General features: G+C 73.0%; 19 protein-coding genes. 11 read left to right on the top strand and 8 right to left on the bottom strand.

The window, feature by feature from the left end; genetic code table 11:
• Both ACL02O_RS25410 and ACL02O_RS25405 read right to left on the bottom strand, forming a co-directional pair.
• Window positions 1-737 (bottom strand): TIGR03089 family protein (locus ACL02O_RS25410; RefSeq protein ID WP_412820668.1); only part of this gene is annotated, 737 nt, incomplete at its 3' end.
• 31 nt (window positions 738-768) lie between these two features.
• The gene (locus tag ACL02O_RS25405; protein WP_412820667.1) at window positions 769-1,359 is read right to left on the bottom strand and encodes a TetR/AcrR family transcriptional regulator; all 591 of its coding nucleotides are present in this window, start codon (window positions 1,357-1,359) and stop codon (window positions 769-771) included.
• An 87-nt stretch (window positions 1,360-1,446) separates the two neighbouring features.
• Here ACL02O_RS25405 and ACL02O_RS25400 point away from each other — a divergent pair, with 87 nt between their 5' ends.
• Both ACL02O_RS25400 and ACL02O_RS25395 read left to right on the top strand, forming a co-directional pair.
• The gene (locus tag ACL02O_RS25400) at window positions 1,447-1,818 is read left to right on the top strand and encodes a DUF4267 domain-containing protein (protein ID WP_412820666.1); all 372 of its coding nucleotides are present in this window, start codon (window positions 1,447-1,449) and stop codon (window positions 1,816-1,818) included.
• Window positions 1,819-1,849: 31 nt separating this feature from the next.
• The gene (locus tag ACL02O_RS25395; protein ID WP_412820665.1) at window positions 1,850-2,344 is read left to right on the top strand and encodes a cupin domain-containing protein; all 495 of its coding nucleotides are present in this window, start codon (window positions 1,850-1,852) and stop codon (window positions 2,342-2,344) included.
• Between the two features lie 94 nt (window positions 2,345-2,438).
• On the opposite strand, the gene ligD (ACL02O_RS25390) is transcribed toward ACL02O_RS25395, so the two are convergent.
• Entirely contained in the window at window positions 2,439-3,353 is a 915-nt protein-coding gene (gene ligD / locus ACL02O_RS25390; RefSeq protein ID WP_412820664.1) for a non-homologous end-joining DNA ligase, read from the bottom strand.
• Complete coding sequence (gene ligD, locus ACL02O_RS25385; protein ID WP_412820672.1) at window positions 3,343-4,281, bottom strand: non-homologous end-joining DNA ligase; 939 nt, start codon at window positions 4,279-4,281, stop codon at window positions 3,343-3,345. Before ligD (ACL02O_RS25385) ends, ligD (ACL02O_RS25390) begins: the two co-directional genes overlap by 11 nt.
• An 85-nt stretch (window positions 4,282-4,366) precedes the next feature.
• Between ligD (ACL02O_RS25385) and ku the strand changes: the two genes are divergently transcribed.
• A complete protein-coding gene (gene ku, locus ACL02O_RS25380; protein WP_412820663.1) occupies window positions 4,367-5,407 on the top strand; it encodes a non-homologous end joining protein Ku in 1,041 nt (346 codons plus the stop codon).
• Window positions 5,408-5,454: 47 nt separating this feature from the next.
• Here the strand turns inward: ku and ACL02O_RS25375 are convergent, their stop codons facing one another.
• Window positions 5,455-5,847 (bottom strand): PPOX class F420-dependent oxidoreductase, encoded by a 393-nt coding sequence (locus tag ACL02O_RS25375; protein ID WP_412820662.1) that lies wholly within the window; start codon window positions 5,845-5,847, stop codon window positions 5,455-5,457.
• Window positions 5,848-6,004: 157 nt separating this feature from the next.
• On the opposite strand from ACL02O_RS25375, the gene ACL02O_RS25370 reads away from it, so the two are divergent.
• From ACL02O_RS25370 to ACL02O_RS25350, 5 genes are all read left to right on the top strand, one after another.
• Window positions 6,005-6,658, top strand: a complete 654-nt coding sequence (locus ACL02O_RS25370) for an FKBP-type peptidyl-prolyl cis-trans isomerase (protein WP_412820661.1) — start codon at window positions 6,005-6,007, stop codon at window positions 6,656-6,658.
• Between the two features lie 137 nt (window positions 6,659-6,795).
• Window positions 6,796-7,638, top strand: a complete 843-nt coding sequence (locus ACL02O_RS25365) for an SCO6745 family protein (RefSeq protein WP_412820671.1) — start codon at window positions 6,796-6,798, stop codon at window positions 7,636-7,638.
• A gap of 37 nt (window positions 7,639-7,675) precedes the next feature.
• Window positions 7,676-7,936, top strand: a complete 261-nt coding sequence (locus ACL02O_RS25360) for a YciI family protein (protein ID WP_412820660.1) — start codon at window positions 7,676-7,678, stop codon at window positions 7,934-7,936.
• Window positions 7,937-7,986: 50 nt separating this feature from the next.
• A complete protein-coding gene (locus tag ACL02O_RS25355) occupies window positions 7,987-8,640 on the top strand; it encodes an HAD family hydrolase (RefSeq protein ID WP_412820659.1) in 654 nt (217 codons plus the stop codon).
• A 179-nt stretch (window positions 8,641-8,819) separates the two neighbouring features.
• A complete protein-coding gene (locus ACL02O_RS25350) occupies window positions 8,820-9,836 on the top strand; it encodes an NADPH:quinone reductase (protein ID WP_412820658.1) in 1,017 nt (338 codons plus the stop codon).
• A 181-nt stretch (window positions 9,837-10,017) separates the two neighbouring features.
• Here the strand turns inward: ACL02O_RS25350 and ACL02O_RS25345 are convergent, their stop codons facing one another.
• Entirely contained in the window at window positions 10,018-11,652 is a 1,635-nt protein-coding gene (locus tag ACL02O_RS25345) for a fatty acid--CoA ligase (protein ID WP_412820670.1), read from the bottom strand.
• Between the two features lie 98 nt (window positions 11,653-11,750).
• Between ACL02O_RS25345 and ACL02O_RS25340 the strand changes: the two genes are divergently transcribed.
• Window positions 11,751-12,242 carry an NUDIX domain-containing protein gene (locus tag ACL02O_RS25340; protein ID WP_412820657.1) on the top strand — a complete coding sequence of 164 codons (492 nt, stop codon included), beginning with the start codon at window positions 11,751-11,753 and terminating at the stop codon, window positions 12,240-12,242.
• A 190-nt stretch (window positions 12,243-12,432) separates the two neighbouring features.
• Here the strand turns inward: ACL02O_RS25340 and ACL02O_RS25335 are convergent, their stop codons facing one another.
• Window positions 12,433-14,109: an MDR family MFS transporter gene (locus ACL02O_RS25335; protein ID WP_412820656.1), complete on the bottom strand. Its 1,677-nt coding sequence runs from the start codon at window positions 14,107-14,109 to the stop codon at window positions 12,433-12,435.
• Between the two features lie 62 nt (window positions 14,110-14,171).
• Window positions 14,172-14,729 carry a type 1 glutamine amidotransferase domain-containing protein gene (locus tag ACL02O_RS25330; RefSeq protein ID WP_412820655.1) on the bottom strand — a complete coding sequence of 186 codons (558 nt, stop codon included), beginning with the start codon at window positions 14,727-14,729 and terminating at the stop codon, window positions 14,172-14,174.
• A 128-nt stretch (window positions 14,730-14,857) separates the two neighbouring features.
• Here ACL02O_RS25330 and rfaE2 point away from each other — a divergent pair, with 128 nt between their 5' ends.
• A complete protein-coding gene (rfaE2, locus tag ACL02O_RS25325; RefSeq protein WP_412820654.1) occupies window positions 14,858-16,711 on the top strand; it encodes a D-glycero-beta-D-manno-heptose 1-phosphate adenylyltransferase in 1,854 nt (617 codons plus the stop codon).
• On the top strand, window positions 16,708-17,592 hold the full coding sequence (locus ACL02O_RS25320; RefSeq protein WP_412820653.1) for a glycosyltransferase family 2 protein: 885 nt from the start codon (window positions 16,708-16,710) through the stop codon (window positions 17,590-17,592). Before rfaE2 ends, ACL02O_RS25320 begins: the two co-directional genes overlap by 4 nt.
• Window positions 17,593-17,595 lie beyond the last annotated feature (3 nt).

The following is a 17,595-nucleotide window of genomic DNA, read 5'->3' as shown; positions in this document are numbered from 1 at the left end:
ACGCGGGTGGCCTGCTCGGCGGCGGCCACGGCGTCCAGCTGACTCCGGTCGAGGTTGGCGCGGATGACCACGGACGCGCGGGCGGCCAGCGGCGCGAGCAGCCACGTCAGCGGTTGCTCGTGCTCGGCCGCGTCGACCAGCAGCCGGTCACCGGCGCGCAGGTCGAGCTGCTCGGCGATCTCCGTCGCGAGCCGCCGCCACGCGCCGTGGCTGGTGCCGTCCGGGGTGGCCGGGTCGGCCGGGTCGACGGCGGCGTAGTCGGGCGCGGTGGCGGGGTGCCGCTGCACCTCGGCCGACCAGTCCAGCCAGCCGACCGGTACCTCGACCAGCGGCCCCAGCGCGGTGCCGACCAGGTATCGGTGCGTCCCCTCAGGAACGTCCTCCAGCCAGTCGTCGAGTCGTTCCGCGGTCACGAACACCGCGTCGTACGGCAGGTCGCCGCCCGGTTCGAGGACCGGCAGCCCGGCGGTGGCCCGGGGCCGGATCGACACCGCCATCCCCACCGACCAGGCGCCGACCAGGATCGCGGCGGTACGCCAGTGCGGCGGCAGCAGCACCGCGACCCGGCTGCCCGGGCCGAGCCCGCAGCCGTCCCGCAGCAGCGCGGCGCTGCGCGCCGCCCAGTCGCCGAGCTGGCGCGCGGTCAGCTCGGTGCGCTCCCCGGTCGCGTCGTCGTGGTAGGTGAGCAGCGGCCGGTCGGTGCCGGTCGGCGCGGCGGCCGGTGGGTGAACGGCCATCGGGGCGCTCCTGTCTGCCGGTGCGCCCACCCTAGCCACCGGTCGCCGGTCGGCGGGTGAACCGGTCCACCAGCACCGCGAGTCGCCGCTCGTGCTCGGCCCGCCGGAGCCGGCCGCTGCGCATGAGCGCGACCAGCCCGTGCAGCCCGCTCCAGAAGGTCTCGGTGTACGTCTCGAGGTCGGCGTCCGCGGCGACCGGGCGCAGCGCCTCGGCCAGCTCGGCGAAGGCCCGGGCCAGGTCGACCGGCACGTCCTCGGTGGCGAACGGCAGGTCGACGGTGAGGTTGAACATCGCGTCGTAGAGCGCGGGCCGTCGCTCGGCGAACGCGGCGTAGGCGGCGGCGACGTCGGCCACCGCCTGCCGCTCGCCGGTCGCGGCGGTACGCGCGGCGGCCAGGTCCCGGGCCAGGTCGCCGAAGCCTTCCACGGCGACCGCCGCCATGATGGCGTCCTTGCCCTTGAAGTGGCTGTACAGCACGGGCTGGCTGTACTCGATCTCGGCGGCGAGGCGGCGGGTGGTCACCGCGTCCCAGCCCTCCGACTCGGCCAGTTCCCGTGCGGCAGCGACGATCGCCCGCTCCCGTTCCGCCCGCTCGCGCTCCCGGCGCTCCCGAATAGCCATGACCGAAACCTAGCACTGCTAGCCATCCTGCCGAAATTCTGCTAGCTTCGCTCTCAAATCTAGCAGCGCTAGCAATTGGAGTCGGAGATGCTCAGCCCCCTCGCCTACGGACTCGCCATCGTCATCAGCCTCCTCGTCGTCGTCATCGGCGCCCGCTTCCTCCTGCAGCCCGACGGCGCCGCCGCCGGCTACGGCGTGCCGGCCAAACCGGACGGGGACCGCGCCTACCTCACCGTCAAGGGACTGCGCGACCTCACCTACGGCCTGCTCGGCCTCGCCCTGATCGCCTTCACCACCCCCACCGCGGTCGCCTGGTACATGCTGCTCGGCGCGCTCGAACCGCTGGGCGACACCGTGATCGTGCTGCGGAACGGCGGCACGAAGGCCGCCGCCTTCGGCATCCACTTCGCCACCGCCGTGGTCGTACTTCTCGACGCCGTCCTGCTGTTCGCCCTGTAACGAACCGCGGTCCCCACGAAGGAGCCCTCAGATGTCCCTGATCACGCCCGACTTCGACCAGTCCGTCATCGTCCGCGCGGCCGACGCCGAGGTGGTGGGCCGCGCGCCGACCACGATCCGGCTGCTCGCCGACAGCAGCGCCACCGGCGGCGCGCTCTCCACCCAGCGGGTCACCCTCAACAACGGTGCGGACGGCGCGAAGCCGCACCACCACGCCAACTCCGCCGAGCTGTTCTACCTGCTGGACGGCACCGCGCAGCTGCTCTCCGGCGACCAGGTGGTCACCGCCGAACGGGGCGACCTGGTCATCGTGCCGCCCGGCCTGGCACACGCGTTCGCCGCCGCCCTCGGCGAGGACGCGGACATCCTCATCGTCATCACGCCCGGCGTCGAGCGGTTCGAGTACTTTCGGCACCTGGAACGCATCGCGTACGGGAAAGTGCCGCCGCAGAGCCTGCTGGAGGTGCAGGAGCTGTACGACACCTACTTCCGCAGCAGCGCCGCCTGGGACGCCGCTCGCGGCTGACCGACCGGACGAGCTCCATACTGGGAGTAGTGGCCTCAAGCGGACCGCGAGGCCACTACTCCCAGTGGGCAGCGCGATCTTGGACAGGGCACGCTCAGCGCGACGGCAGCTCCGGGCCGCCGTCCAGCAGCGGGGCCAGCAGGTCGCCCTGCTTCGCCACCCGCTTGAGCACCTCGTCGGCCGTGTACGGCCGCGTCGACGGCCGCTTCCCGGCCGCCCCGGCCTCGACCTCGTCCCAGGTCAACGGGGTGGACACCGACGGCACCGGCTGGGCGCGCAGCGAGTACGGCGCGACCGTGGTCTTCGCCGCGTTGTTCTGGCTCCAGTCGATGAAGACCTTGCCGGGGCGCAGGTTCTTCGCCATCTTCGACACGACCTGCTTCGGGTGCGCCTGCTCCAGTTCCCGGGCGATCCGCCTGGCATACGCGGAGACCTCGTCGGCGTCCTGGGTGCCGGCGATCGGGCAGCAGAGCTGCATGCCCTTCTTCCCCGAGGTCTTCGGGTACGAGTCGACGCCGTCCTCGGCCAGCCGGTCGCGCATCAGCAGCGCCACCTGGCAGCACTGCTTCAGCGCCGCCGGGGCGCCCGGGTCCAGGTCGACCACCATCATGTCCGGGTGCTCGCCGACCTTCCACTGCGGCGTGTGCAGCTCCAAGGCGGCGAGGTTGGCCAGCCAGACCAGGGTCGGCAGGTCGTCGGCGACCACGTAGTCGATGGTCTCCCGGCCCTTGCTCGACCCGGGGGCGGGCAGCGTCTCGGTGCGTACCCAGTCGGGGGTGGCAGCCGGGGCGTTCTTCTCGAAGAAGGAGCCGCCCTCGACGCCGTTCGGGAAGCGGATCCGGGTGAGCGCCCGGTCCCGCAGATGCGGCAGCAGCACCGGGGCGATCCGGGTGTAGTAGTCGATCACCTCACCCTTGGTGAAACCGGGCTTGGGATAGAGGACCTTGTCCAGGTTGGACAGCTCCAGCGCACGCCCCTCGACCTCCACCTTGAGCCGCTCAGCTGGCATCGTCGACCTCCTCCGGTGGTTTGTCCGGGCGCAGGCGCAGGATCCGCGGGAAGCGCAGCCGCCCGTCCGGGGTCCGCTGGCCGTACTTCACCTCGACCACGACCTGCGGAGTTACCCAGATCGCGCCCCGGGCATCCTCGCGCGGCACGTCCCCGGCGAACGGCGACGCGCCGCCGCGCAGCGGCTCCAGTTCGCGCAGCAGCTCCCGCTCCAGGGCCGTGCCGATCCCGCCGCCGACCCGCCCCCGGTAGGTGAGCCGACCGTCCGGCCGGGGCACCCCGACCAGCAGGCCGCCGATCTTCCGCGCGCCGGGCCGCCAGCCGCCGACCACGAAGTCGCCGGTCACCTCCAGCTTGACCTTGACCCAGTCGGGCGAGCGCACCCCGGGCCGGTAGAGCGAGTCGACCCGCTTGGCCATCACCCCCTCCAGGCCGTGCTCGCCGGCGGCCTCGTAGGTGGCCGGGCCGTCGGGGAAGGCGGGCGGCACCGCCCACCGGGCGGCACCGAGCCCGAGTGACTCCAGCGCCGCCCGCCGCTCCCGCAGCGGACGGCCGGTCAGGTCCTCGCCGCGCAGCCGCAGCAGGTCGAAGATCATGTACGTGACGGGCGCGGCGGCCGCCAGCCGGGCCGCCTTGGCCGCGTTGCGCACGTGCATCCGCTCCGCGAGGGCGGTGAACGACGGCTGCCCGTCGGTGAAGAGCACCACCTCACCGTCCAGCAGCGCGTCGTCGACCTGCTCGGCAAGGGGAATCAGTTCCGGGTACGCGACGGTGATGTCCACGCCCGAGCGGGCGAACAGGTGCTGGCGCCCGTTGACCACGTCGGCGAGCGCGCGGACCCCGTCCCACTTGAACTCGTACGCCCAGCCGGCACCGGCCGGGAGCTGCCCGGTCATCGCGAGCATCGGCTTCAACGGCGCGCCGGGCACCTCCTGACTGTAGTTGCGCACGGAAGCGCGTGCGTGCCGTTCGATCGTTTGCGATCCTGGTCAGAACCGGGGAGAGGAGCGCGGGATGCGGGCCATCTGGAAAGGAGCGGTGTCGTTCGGCCTGGTGTCGATCGGGGTGAAGGTCTACTCGGCCACCGAGGAGAAGGACATCCGCTTCCACCAGGTGCACCGGGAGGACGGCGGGCGCATCCGCTACAAGCGCACCTGCCAGGTCTGCGGCGAGGAGGTCACCTACGACGACATCGCCAAGGGGTACGACATCGGCGGCGGCGAGATGGTCATCCTCACCGACGAGGACTTCGCCGAGCTGCCGCTGAGCACCTCGCACGCGATCGACGTGCTGGAGTTCGTCCCCGCCGAGCAGGTCGACCCGATCCTCTACAACAAGGCGTACTTCCTGGAGCCGGAGGGTTCGGCCACCAAGCCGTACGTGCTGCTGCGGGACGCGCTGAGCGACTCGGAGCGGGTGGCGATCGTCAAGGTGGCGCTGCGCCAGCGGGAGCAGTTGGCCACCCTGCGGGTCCGCGAGGGCGTGCTGCTGCTCAACACGATGCTCTGGCCGGACGAGGTGCGTACCCCGGACTTCGGCTTCCTCGACGAGGACCTGAAGGTGCGTCCCCCGGAGCTGGCGATGGCCAGCTCGCTGATCGACTCGATGGCCGGCGAGTTCGAGCCGGACGCCTTCACCGACGACTACCGCGCGGCGTTGCAGGAGGTCATCGACGCCAAGATCGAGGGCCGTGAGGTGGTCCAGCCGGAGGAGGAAGAGGCCGCGCCGGCCGCCGCGGTGGACCTGATGGCCGCGCTGAAGGCGTCGGTCGAGCGGGCCCGGGCGGCCCGGGGCGAGGCGCCGCCCGGCGGCGGGGGCGAGCCGACCCCGATCTCGGCGGCCCGGTCCGCGCAGAAGGCGGCGAAGGCGGCGAAGAAGGCACCCGCCAAGAAGGCCGCCGAGAGGAAGGCCCCCGCGAAGAAGGCCGCCGAGAAGAAGGCCCCCGCGAAGAAGGCCGCCGAGAAGAAGGCGGAGCCCGCCAAGAAGGCGGCGGCCAAGAAGGCCCCCGCGAAGAAGGCCCCCGCGAAGAAGGCGGCGCCGCGCAAGACCGCCTGACGGCAGTCAGGAGGGGCCGGGCGTCAGGAAGGGCCCCTCCTCTCACCTCAGCCGCGGCCGAGCCTCTCGGTCGGGGTGATCCGGACGATCACCCGCTCCTCGCCGGGCTGGCGGAACGGGTAGGTGTCCTGTCCGAGGTACTTCTGCGCCATCCGGTCGATGTGCTCGTCGGCCCCCTCCACGACGAACTCCGCGTTGCCCTTCACCCAGAGCGTGCGGAAGTCGTTCGCCTTGTCCACGACCGAGACCGCGACCACCGGGTTGCGGGCCATGTTGACGTACTTCTGCCGGCCCTTGGCGGTGTTGAACACGATGTGCTCGCCGTCGGTGTCCACCCAGACCGGGGTGACGTGCGGCGAGCCGTCGGCCTCGATCGTGGCCACGTGGGCGAGCTGCGGTTCGGAGAGCAGGGCCAGGTCTTCTTCGGTGAGGATCGCCATGGTCGAGAACCTACTCCCGGAAAAGGCGGCTGACCCGGCTCCTGTCCGATCCGGGCCGGCCGTGGGAGCACTGCGGGCGTCCGGCCGGGTACCGTGTGCGCTGGCCTCGGCGGCGGCCCGCCGGGGGCGCACCCACCCACTCAGCAGGGGAGTCGACGTGAGCGAGCGCGTGCAGAACCGGTCGGCGGGCCAGGGCCCGGGCACCAAGGCGGAGCGGCGGCTGGCCGCCCAGCTGGCGGCGAAGAAGGCCGCCGAGGCGCGGCGTCGGCGGCAGTCGATGCTGGGTGCCGCCGTGGGTGTCCTCGCAGTGGCCGCGCTGATCGGTGGCATCGTCTGGCTCAACAACGACGACGACAAGAAGCCCGCGGCCACCACCAGCCCGTCGCCCAGCTCCATCGTCGAGCCCACCGTGGCCGCTCCGGCGCTGCCCGAGGGCGCCGACCCGGCGCTGGCCACCCGGCCGACGGTCGAGGCGGGCAAGGGCGAGCTGAAGAAGCTCACGGTGACCACGCTGATCAAGGGCAAGGGCCCGGAGGTCAAGAAGGGTCAGCAGATCACCACCAACTACGTTGGCGTGTTCTACAAGGACGGCAAGGAGTTCGACGCCTCCTGGAACAACGGCCAGCCGGCCACCTTCGCGATCGGTGTCGGCCAGGTCATCCCCGGCTGGGACCAGGGCCTCGTCGGCGTGCCGGTGGGCAGCCGGGTGCAGCTGGACATCCCGGCCGAGCTGGCGTACGGCAACGACGCGTCGGGCGGTCGTCCCGCCGGGCCGCTGCGCTTCGTCGTGGACGTGCTCGCCGCGCAGTAGGTCACAGAGGGCTTCCGTCCGTTCACCCAACGGCAGTAGGTTCGTGGTCATCGCGGGTGCCCCCGCCCGCGGTGACCTGACCGACCGACGCGGAGGTGCACGTGGCGGTGCTGGATGACCCCGGGTTCGCCCGGGTGATGTGGACGCACTTCGAGCCGGTCCACGCGGTGACCTACTTTCACCCGCGGGCCCGCGCCGCGTACGAGGCGGTCGGGCTGCGCGGCTACTGGCGGGGCTACTTCGCCGGCCGGACCGCCCCGCTCGGCCCGGTCGAGGCGCCGGCCGTGATCGCCGCGTTCTTCAGCTTCGCGCCGTCGATGGTGGCCCGGGCGCTGCCCTCGGTGTGGCGCCTGGCCACCCCGGAGGAGGCGCTGCGCGCCCGGCTCACCGGCGCGGTGCAGGCGCTCGCCGAGTTCACCTACGAGCTGCCCGAGGCGCACCTGGTGGAGGCTGCCGAGCTGCTGGAGGAGGCGGCCGGCCGGGTCGAAACGGCCGGCCGGATGCTCGGCGCGGTCAACGCCGCCCTGCCCCGGGGCGAATACCCACTGGCCCGGCTCTGGCAGGCCGCCACGACGCTGCGCGAGCACCGCGGCGACGGGCACGTGGCCGCGCTGGTCACCACGGGGCTGGATCCGGTCGAGGTGGTGGCCTGGCGGTGCCGGGTCGACCAGTCGCGCGAGTTCCACCAGCGGGCCCGGGGCTGGACCGACCAGGAGTGGGCCGCCGCCGAGGAGCGGTTGGTCGAGAAGGGCTGGCTGACCGCCGAGCGGGCGCCGACCGAGCACGGCACGGCGACGTTCCGGGCGGTCGAGGAGGCCACCGACCGGGCCGCCGCCGGACCGTGGCGGGCGCTGGGCGCGGAGCGGACGGCCCGGCTGCGGGAGCTGCTCGACCCGATCTCCACCCGGTGCCGCACGGTCATCCCGCCGCAGAGTCCGATCGGCCTGCCCGCGCAGCGCTCGGTCGCCCCGACCGGCTGACCCCTCGGGAGCGAGGCCGTCGGGCAGGATGGGCGGCATGTGGATCGTGGAACTGGCCTTCACCGACGCTCCGGAACGGCTCGCCGCCCGGCCTGCCCACCGCAGCCTGCTCACCGCCCTGCACGGCGAGGGGAAGGTGCGGATGTCCGGGCCGCTGGCCGACGACTCCGGCGCGGTGCTCATCTTCGACGTGCCGGACCGGGCGTCGCTGGACGAACTACTCGCCGCCGACCCGTACTTCACCACGCGCGGGGTGGAGGTCGTCGCCGTACGGCAGTGGGCCCCCTTCCTGGCCTGATCCGCCTCGGCTGGCCGGGTACGGCCGCCGGCTCGGGCAGGATGGTCGGCATGGTGGACGCGGTGCTCTTCGACCTGGACGGCGTGATCGTGGACTCCGAGCCGGTCTGGGAGCAGGTCCGGCGGGCGTACGTGGCCGAGCACGGCGGCACCTGGCAGCCGGACACCCAGCGTCGGCTGATGGGGATGAGCACCGCCGAGTGGGCCGCGTACCTCAGCGACGAACTGGGCGTCGACCGCTCCGCCGGGCAGGTCGCGGCCGAGGTGGTGGCCGAGATGACCCGCCGGTACGCGGAGCACGTACCGCTGATCGACAACGCGGACGCGGTGGTGCGCCGGATGGCCGCGCGGTGGCCGCTGGGGCTGGCCAGCTCCTCCCCCACCCGGCTGATCGCCGCTGCGCTGGCGGCGACGGACCTGGCCGACGCCTTCGGCGCGACGCTCTCCACAGAGGAGACCGCCCGGGGCAAGCCCGCGCCGGACGTCTGGCTGGCGGTGGCGGGGCGGCTCGGGGTGGACCCGGCCCGGTGCGTGGCGGTGGAGGACTCCTCGAACGGGGTCCGCTCGGCGGCCGCCGCCGGGACGCGCGTGGTGGCCGTGCCGCACGGGTCGTACCCGCTGGACCCGGACGCCGAGGCGCTGGCGGCGGTGCTGCTGCCTTCGATCGACGCGCTCACCCCGGAGGTGGTGGACCGGCTCGGCTGAACGGCCGCGTCGATCGTCGGTGGCCGACCGGGCGGCCGACGACCGGTACGTCCGACCTGCCGCCCTCCTGCCGCCGACCGCCTGGTTGTACGTTTTCGGGGGCGCCCCGGATCGGAATGATCAGGGAGCGGCCGGGTAGCGCAACCGGTGGCGCACGTGGCGACGGTGAGGGGACGGCGATGAAGGCGATCGTGTACGAGCACAACGGGGACGCCTCGGTGCTCCAGCTGGCCGAACGGCCCGTTCCGGAGCCGGGGCCGGGCGAGGTGCTGGTGCGGATGGCGGTCGCCGGGGTGAACCCGACGGACTGGAAGGCCCGCCGCAACTGGCCGCTGCCGGCCGGGTGGCAGATCCCGGGTCAGGACGGCGCGGGCGTTGTCGAGGCGGTGGGCGAGGGCGTCGACCAGATCCTGATCGGTTCGCGGGTGTGGCTCTGGGAGGCGGCCTGGCAGCGGCCCTGGGGCACCGCCACCGAGTACACCGTGGTGCCGGTCCGGCACGCGGTCCGGCTGGGCTCCGCCTCGTTCGATCTGGGCGCCTGCCTCGGCATCCCGTTCATGACGGCGCACCGCTGCCTGACCGCTGGCGAGTACATGCCGGACAAGCTGCACGTCGGCGCGCTGAGCGACCACGTGGTGCTGGTGCAGGGCGGGGCGGGCGCGGTGGGCAACGCGGCGATCCAGCTGGCCCGCTGGGCCGACGCCTGCGTGATCACCACGGTGAGCACTCCGGAGAAGGCGCAGCTTGCGGCGGCGGCCGGCGCCAACTACGTGATCAACTACCGCGAGCAGGACGTGGTCGAGGAGGTCCGCAAGATCGCGCCCGACGGGGTGCACACGATCGTGGAGGTCTCCGCCGCCCGCAACGCCGCCGCCGACGTGCAGATCCTGCGAACCGGCGGGGCGGTCTGCGTCTACGCGGACGACGGTGGCGACGAGGTGACCCTGCCGATCCGGCCGCTGATGGTGCCGAACGCCCGCTGGCAGTTCGTGCTGATCTACACCGCCCCGAAGGCGGCGAAGGCGCAGGCGGTGACCGATATCGCGGCGGCGGTGGCGCAGGGCGCGATCCGGGTGGGCGAGGAGGCCGGCCTGCCGCTGCACCACTACTCGCTGGCGACGGCCGCGGCGGCGCACAAGGCGGTGGAGGACGGCGCGGTCGGTAAGGTGCTGGTGGCGACGAGCGAGGCCGGATAAACGCGAAACGGATTTCTCCGACATCAGGACAGAGTCGAACAAGTTTCGCGAGAATGACTGTGCGGGATCACCCCGTATGGACGGGCGGCCCCGGCGCGGTGCGAACGCCGGGGCCGCCCTCTGGGGAGGGATGCCTAAAAGCTTGTCCCTACCCGTGCAGGCGACGGTACGCCGGAAAGTGTTACGGCGCGGTCAGTTCGCTCACCTCGAGGTCACCCTCCGCGTACCGGGAGCGCACCACCTTCTTGTCGAACTTGCCGACGCTGGTCTTCGGGACCGCGTCGATGAAGGCCCAGCGCTCCGGCAACTGCCAGCGCGCCACCGACTTGGCCAGGAAGTCCCGCAGCTCCTCGGCGCCGACCGAGGCGCCCTCCCGGACCACCACAGTGGCCAGCGGCCGCTCGTCCCAGCGCTCGTCCGGCACGCCCACCACGCACGCCTCCAGCACCGCCGGGTGCGCCATCAGGGCGTTCTCCAGTTCCACCGAGGAGATCCACTCCCCGCCCGACTTGATCACGTCCTTGGCCCGGTCGGTCAGCGTGATGTAGCCGTCCGGCGAGAGCGTGCCGACGTCCCCGGTCCGCAGCCAGCCGTCCCGGAACTTCTCCTCGTCCGGCGTCTCGTCCCCGACGTACCGGGCGGTCACCCACGGCCCACGGACCTCCAACTCGCCCACGGAGGTGCCGTCCGCGGGCAGCGGCTCGCCGAGCGGGCCGACGATGCGCGCCGCGACCCCGGCGGGCACCCGGCCCTGGGTGTAGCGGTAGCGCCAGGCCTCGTCGCCGGTCACCCCGGCCGGCGACCGGGAGACCGAGCCCAGCGGCGACATCTCCGTCATGCCCCAGGCGTGGATGACCTCGATCCCGTGCCGCTCGTGGAACGCGTGCATCAACGCGGGCGGGCAGGCCGAGCCGCCGACGATCACCTCAGTGAGCGAGGAGGTGTCCACGTCGTGACTGTCGAGGTAGCCGAGCAGGTCGGTCCAGATGGTCGGCACCGCGCCGGCCAGCGTCGGCCGTTCGGCGGCGATCATCTCGGCGATCGGGGCGGCCTGGAGGAACCGGTCCGGCATGATCAGCGACGCGCCGGAGAGAAACGCCGCGTACGGCAGGCCCCAGGACATCGCGTGGAACATCGGCACGATGGCGAGTTCCCGTACGTGGGGTCCCAGGCCGAAGCTCTCCGGCATGCAGACCTGGAGCGAGTGCAGGTAGATGGAGCGGTGCGAGTAGGCGACCCCCTTGGGGTTGCCGGTCGTGCCCGAGGTGTAGCAGAGGGCCGCGGCGTCCCGCTCGTCCACCTCGGGCCAGTCGTAGACGTCCGGCCGGTCGGCAAGCAGGGCGTCCCAGTGGTGTACGGCGATCCGGTCGCCGGCCGCCGCCACCAGCGGCGCCGGGTCCCCGCCGCCGACCACCACCACGTGCCGCACCGTGGTCATCTGGCCGATCACCCTGGCCAGCAGCGGGATCAGCGTGGTGTCGACCAGCACCACCCGGTCCTCGGCGTGGTTGGCGATGTAGGCGACCTGGTCGGGGAAGAGCCGGATGTTCAGGGTGTGCAGCACCGCGCCCATGCTCGGCACGGCGAAGTATGCGACCAGGTGTTCGTTGTTGTTCCACATGAACGTGGCGACCCGCTCGTCGCCCGTCACCCCGCACTCGTCGCGCAGCGCGTGGGCAAGGCGGGCGGCCGCGCGGCCGACCTCGGCGTACGACATCCGGCGGGGCTCGGCGCCGGTCCAGGTGACGACCTCCGCCGTGCCGTGCACGGTGGTGCCGTGTTCGAGGATCCGGGCGACCTGGAGGGGGGCGTCCATCATCGTGCTACGCATGGGTAACAAGCTAGTGGCGCCGGTCACACACCGGAAGCCCCGGAACGGCCGACCTGGGCTGGGATTCTGCGTAGATTGTCCGGGTGAGCATCTCGTGGGCCGAATCCTACGTGGGGCAGCTGCGCGCCCTGGCCGGTGACCGCACCCTGATGTTCGTCGGCGCCCGGGCGGTGGTCCGGGACAACGCCGCCCGGGTGCTGCTGATCCAGCGCTCGGACAACGGCCAGTGGGCGATGCCGGCCGGCGCGATGGAACTGGGCGAGTCGATCGCCGACTGCGCCGTCCGGGAGGTACGTGAGGAGACCGGGCTGCGCGCCCTGCGGGTCAGCGCGTTCGCGCTCTACACCGGCCCGGACCGCACCCACACCAACATGTACGGCCACACCTACCAGATCTTCACCACCGCGTTCCGGGTCGAGGAGTGGGACGGGGAGCTGGCCCGGGTGACCGACGAGACCCTCGACGCCGGCTTCTTCCACCCCGAGGAGCTGCCCGCCCCGCTCACCTCCAGCGTGATCGAGACCCTCGCCGACCTGGACGTCTTCGAGCAGACCAACCGGCTGATCCTCAAGTAGCTGCCGGCGGGTCGGCGGGTCGCGGCCACCAGGTCGACGTCCGGTAGGCGATATGCCGCTCAGGCATATTTATGCCCGAGAGGCATATCGCTCCAGCCCGGAGTGCCGGCTCCGCCACCCCGGCCCCGGCCCCGGCCCCGGCTCCGGCTCCGGCTCCGGCCCCGGCTCCGGCTCCGGCTCCGGCTCCGGCTCACAGCATGGTCTGGGACTTCGCCTCCATCTCGGCGGCGGCCTCCTCCTTCGACTCCCTGGTCAGCGGCTTCCCACCGGGGGCGGCGGCCCGGCCGCCGAGCGGGTCCGCCCCGCCGGTCGCACCCTGCGGGCCCGCACCGCGCAGCTCGCGGTTCGGCAGCGCCAGGGTGACCAGCACGGCGAGGATGGCGATCAGCCCGGTGGTCAGGAAGACCAGGTGCAGCGACTCGACGAACGCGGCCTGGATGGCGGCGCGAACCGGGCCGGGCAGGGCGAGGATCGTCTTCGGGTCGTTGATCGAGATGTCCGCGCCGCCGCTGGCCGCCACCGCCGCCCGCTGCTGCGGCGGGAGCTGGGCGAGCGCGGCCGGCAGCCGGTCGGCGAGCTGGCCGGTGAGCCGGGAGGAGAGCACCGCGCCGAGGATCGCCACGCCGAACGAGCCGCCCAGCGAGCGGAAGAACGTCGCGGACGAGGTGCCGGCGCCCAGGTCACGCGCATCCACCGCGTTCTGCACGGCCAGGATCAGCGACTGCATGCACAGGCCCAGCCCGACGCCGATCACCACCATGAAGCCGAAGGCCGCCCAGAGCGACGTGGCCACCTGGAGCTGCCGGAAGAGCAGCATGCCGGCGACCAGGACCGCCGAGCCCGCCACCGGGAACCACTTGTACCGCCCGATCCGGCTCATCGCCTGGCCCGTGAGGATCGAGGTGATGATGATGCCGGCCATCATCGGCAGCATCAGCAGACCGCTCCGGGTCGGTGAGGCGCCCTTGACGATCTGGAGATAGAGCGGGATGAAGATGATCGACCCGAACATCACCAGACCGAGCACGAAGCCCGCCGAGTTGGCCAGCGCGAAGGTGGCGCTGCGGAACAGCCGCAGCGGCAGGATCGGCTCGCGTACCCGGGCCTCCTGCAGGACGAAGAGGGTGCCCAGCACTCCGCCGGCCACGAACAGCCCGATGATCACGCCGGAGCCCCAGGCGTACTGGTTGCCACCCCAGCTCAACGCCAGCAGCAGGCTGCTCACCCCGGCCACCAGCAGCGCCGCGCCGAGCCAGTCGACGGCGTGCTCCCGCCGCTGGAACGGGATGAGCCGCATGACGTGGTAGCAGACCACGATGGCGAGGATGGCCAGCGGCACGTTGATGTAGAAGATCCAGCGCCAGTTCGTCTCCGCGAAATACCCGCCGACCAGCGGGCCGGCCACCGAGGCCAACCCGAAGACCGCGCCGAAGAGCCCCTGGTAGCGACCGCGCTCCCGGGGCGAGACCACGTCCGAGATGATGGTGAACGCCAGCGTCATCAGGCCACCTGCGCCCAGGCCCTGCACGCCCCGGGTGACGATCAGCTGGGTCATGTCCTGCGACAGCCCGGCCAGCAGCGACCCGAGCAGGAATGCGCCGATCGAGAAGAGGAAGACGGGGCGGCGCCCGTACAGGTCGGCCATCTTGCCGTACAGCGGGGTGGAGGCGGTCGAGGCCAGCAGGTACGCGGTGACCACCCACGAGTAGTGGTTGATCCCGCCCAGCTCGCCGACGATGGTGGGCAACGCCGTACCGACGATGGTCTGGTCGAGCGCCGCCAACAGCATCCCGGTCATCAGACCGAACATCAGCAGGCGGATCTGGCGGGCGTGCAGCGCGGGACGACCGTGGGCCTGGGCAGTCATTCCGCTTCCTCCCCCGCCCGGGGCCGATCATGCCCCCGGGCGGGGGAGGAAGGTCGGGCGACTCAGCGCGCGGAGTGCTTCCCCTCCGCGAACTCCTCGACGATCTTCGAGCAGAAGGCCGGGAGGTCGTCCGGCTTGCGGCTGCTGACCAGGCCGTTGTCGGTCACGACGGGCTCGTCGACCCAGGCCGCGCCGGCGTTGGTGAGGTCGGTGCGCAGGCTCGGCCAGGAGGTGATCCGACGGCCCCGCACCACGTCCGCCTCGACCAGCGTCCACGGACCGTGACAGATCACCCCGACCGGCTTGCCGGCGTCGAAGAACGACTTCACGAACCGGACCGCCTCCGGGTCCGTCCGCAGGAAATCCGGGTTGGCCACGCCGCCGGGCAGCACCAGCGCGTCGTACGCGCTGGCGTCCGCCTGCTTCGTCGTCACGTCGACCTGGTACTGCGTGCTCTGGTCCAGGTGGTTGAAGGACCGGATCGAGCCGGGCCGCGACGAGACCAGCTCGACCCGGGCACCGGCGTCCTCCACCGCCGCGCGGGGCCGGGTGTACTCGACCTCCTCGACGCCGTCAGCGGCCAGGAAGGCGATCCGCTTGCCCTGCAGTGTCGCTGCCATGGTGGTTTCTCCTCTCCGGGGTTACCGATCCCGTTCCCTGGGCCGGCGGGCCGAAACCGGATGCGGTGGGCGGCCCGGCCCTCAGCCGGGCAGGTTTGGCCGGACCGGCGAAGGGGACCCGGGGAAACATGGCAGGAGCAGCAGCGGAAGAGCGCCGGCTCGCCACCGTCGTGACGAACTGGCAGGGACGTCCCGTGCTGGTCGTGGGCGACGCCATGCTGGACGAGTGGCGGTTCGCGGAGTCCGAGCGGCTCTGCCGGGAGGCGCCGGCACCGGTCCTCACCCTGCGCCGCCGCATCTCCGCCGCCGGCGGCGCGGCGAACACGGCGGTGAACGTCTCCGCCCTGGGCGGCCGGGCCGTGCTGGTGGCCCCGGTCGGCGCCGACGTGGCCGGCGACGAACTGCACGACTGCCTGGACCGCGCGGGCGTCTGGGACCGTACGGTCAACCAGCCCGGCCGGCCGACACCGGTGAAGCGGCGGATGCTCGCCGGCAGCCAGATCCTGCTCCGGGAGGACTCCGGCGACCCGGAGGACGCGCTCGACGACGACGGGGTGGCCCGGCTGCTCACTGCGCTGCACTGCGCCACCGAGGAGCTGCACGCCGCCGCGCACGGGCAACCGCTCACCCTGGTCGTCTGCGACTACGGCCTGGGCGCGCTGCCCGGCGCGGTCCGCGCCTGGCTGGTCGCCAACCGGGACCGCTACGCCACCGTGGCCCTCGACGCGCACGACCTGGCCGACTGGCGCGGCCTGAACCCGACCGTGGTGACCCCGAGCTTCGCCGAGGCGACCCGGCTGCTGGCCCGCGCGGCCGCCGGCTTCAACGGCGGGGGTCGCGCCGCCGGGCCCGGCACCACCGCCGGCGACCTGCACCTGGACCACCAGGGCGACCCCACCGACGGGCCGTCTGAGCTGGTCGTCGGGACGGCGCCCGGCGGGGCCGGCGAGCGGGCCGCGGGCACCCCGCATCCCACCTCCGGCGCACCGCCGGTCGACCGTCGCGCCGCCGCCCCCGGACCGACGGGCGAGCCGACCCCCGGCGAGGAGCGGGTCGCGCTCACCGGGGACGGGCTCACCGTGACCGGCACCGGCGTGACCGTGAGCGCCGCCGCCGGCGAGGGCGTGGACCGGGCGGTGCTGGCCGAGTCGCGCCTGGCGGAGCTGCGCGCGCACACCGGCGCGGACGTGGTGGCGGTGACCCTGGACACCGAGGGGGCGGTGGTCGGCGGAGGCGACGGCGAGCCGAGGCGCAGCCACAGCACGCCGGTGCCGGCCAGCCACGCGGTGGGCGCCGGGGACGCGTACCTGGCGGCGATGACCCTGGCCCTGGCCGCGGCGGCGAGCCTGCCGACCGCCGCCCAGCTCGCGCAGCTCGCCGCCACCATCACGGTCTCCGACACCGGGACCTGCGTGTGCCGGCGGGAGGACCTGCTCGGCGTGCTCGGCACCGGGCCGGAGGACGCCGACCATCCCACCCTGATCGGCGCCGAGGAGCTGACCGCGATCGTCGCTGAGCACCGGCGGGCCGGACGCTCCATCGTCTTCACCAACGGCTGTTTCGACGTGCTGCATCCCGGGCACGTCCGCTACCTGACCCAGGCCCGCGCGCTCGGCGACCTGCTGGTCGTGGCGGTCAACTCGGACGGCAGCGTACGCCGGCTCAAGGGGCCGGACCGGCCGGTCAACCCGGTCGAGGACCGGGCCGCGCTGCTCGCCGCCCTGGCGTGCGTCGACCACGTGGTGGTCTTCGAGGAGGACTCCCCGGCACGGCTGATCGAGGCGGTCCGCCCGGACGTCTACGTCAAGGGCGGCGACTACCCGCCCGAAATGGTGCCGGAGGCGCCCCTGGTCCGCCGCCTCGGCGGGCAGGTGCGCACCCTCGGCTACGTGCCGGACCGGTCCACCTCGGCGATCATCGACCGGATCCGGGCGCAGTCGGTCACCCCCACCGTCGGTGAGGGTACGGGCAGGCCGGCGTGAACCGACCGCTCGACCCGGGCACGCCGGAGCGGTTCCGCCAGGCCCGGCAGCTCGACGTGCTGATCCCCACGCGCAACCGGCCGACCGAGCTGGCGGTCACCCTCTCCGGGCTGGCCGCGCAGGAGGGCGTGCCCGACTTCGGGGTGGTGGTGAGCGACCAGTCCGACGACGGGCCGGCGTACGCGCACCCGGCGGCGGCGACCATGGTCCGGGCGTTGCGCCACCGGGGTCACCCGGTGCTGCTGACCCGGCGGCTGCCCCGGCGGGGGCTGGCCGAGCACCGGGCCTACCTGCTCGACCGGTCGGCGGCCCGGTACGTGCTCTGCCTCGACGACGACGTCTGGTTGGAACCGGGCACCCTGTCCCGGCTGGTCACCGCGATCCGGGAGCTGGGCTGCGGGTTCGTCGGCAACGCCGTGCACGGCCTCTCCTACGTCGAGGACGTACGCCCCGAGACCCATGTCCACTACGAGGAGTGGGACGGCCCGCCGGTGCCCGAGCGGGTCCGCCCGGGCACCCCGGAGTGGGAGCGGGCCGCCATCCACCCGGCGGCGAACCTGCTGCACGTCACCGAGAAGCTGCGCCTGCCGGCCGGGGCCTGGCGGGCGTACAAGGTCGCCTGGGTCGGCGGATGCGTGCTCTACGACCGGGCCAAGCTGGTCGACTCGGGCGGCTTCGAGTTCTGGCGGCGGGTGCACGAGAACCACCAGGGCGAGGACGTCGCCGCGCAGCTCGCGGTGCTGGCCCGGCACGGCGGCGCGGGGGTGCTGCCCAGCGGGGCCTACCACCTGGAGTCGCCGACCACGGTGACCGAGCGGGAGGTGGAGGCGTGGGAGGTCGTCGTCGCCGACCAGCCGTCCGACACCCCGCAGCCGGCCTGACCG

Source organism: Micromonospora mangrovicola, assembly GCF_047200535.1.
Taxonomy (GTDB): domain Bacteria; phylum Actinomycetota; class Actinomycetes; order Mycobacteriales; family Micromonosporaceae; genus Micromonospora.
The sequence above is the reverse complement of the archived record's forward strand: the minus strand, read 5'-3'. Positions and strand labels throughout refer to the sequence as shown.

Bases quoted from the DNA above. Each gene is read 5' to 3' on its own strand.
- ACL02O_RS25405 (WP_412820667.1), bottom strand. From the start codon at position 1,359: ATGGCTATTCGGGAGCGCCGGGAGCGCGAGCGGGCGGAACGGGAGCGG.
- ACL02O_RS25400 (WP_412820666.1), top strand. From the start codon at position 1,447: ATGCTCAGCCCCCTCGCCTACGGACTCGCCATCGTCATCAGCCTCCTC.
- ACL02O_RS25395 (WP_412820665.1), top strand. From the start codon at position 1,850: ATGTCCCTGATCACGCCCGACTTCGACCAGTCCGTCATCGTCCGCGCG.
- ligD (WP_412820664.1), bottom strand. From the start codon at position 3,353: ATGCCAGCTGAGCGGCTCAAGGTGGAGGTCGAGGGGCGTGCGCTGGAG.
- ku (WP_412820663.1), top strand. From the start codon at position 4,367: ATGCGGGCCATCTGGAAAGGAGCGGTGTCGTTCGGCCTGGTGTCGATC.
- ACL02O_RS25375 (WP_412820662.1), bottom strand. From the start codon at position 5,847: ATGGCGATCCTCACCGAAGAAGACCTGGCCCTGCTCTCCGAACCGCAG.
- ACL02O_RS25365 (WP_412820671.1), top strand. From the start codon at position 6,796: ATGTGGACGCACTTCGAGCCGGTCCACGCGGTGACCTACTTTCACCCG.
- ACL02O_RS25360 (WP_412820660.1), top strand. From the start codon at position 7,676: ATGTGGATCGTGGAACTGGCCTTCACCGACGCTCCGGAACGGCTCGCC.
- ACL02O_RS25355 (WP_412820659.1), top strand. From the start codon at position 7,987: ATGGTGGACGCGGTGCTCTTCGACCTGGACGGCGTGATCGTGGACTCC.
- ACL02O_RS25350 (WP_412820658.1), top strand. From the start codon at position 8,820: ATGAAGGCGATCGTGTACGAGCACAACGGGGACGCCTCGGTGCTCCAG.
- ACL02O_RS25345 (WP_412820670.1), bottom strand. From the start codon at position 11,652: ATGGACGCCCCCCTCCAGGTCGCCCGGATCCTCGAACACGGCACCACC.
- ACL02O_RS25335 (WP_412820656.1), bottom strand. From the start codon at position 14,109: ATGACTGCCCAGGCCCACGGTCGTCCCGCGCTGCACGCCCGCCAGATC.
- ACL02O_RS25330 (WP_412820655.1), bottom strand. From the start codon at position 14,729: ATGGCAGCGACACTGCAGGGCAAGCGGATCGCCTTCCTGGCCGCTGAC.
- rfaE2 (WP_412820654.1), top strand. From the start codon at position 14,858: ATGGCAGGAGCAGCAGCGGAAGAGCGCCGGCTCGCCACCGTCGTGACG.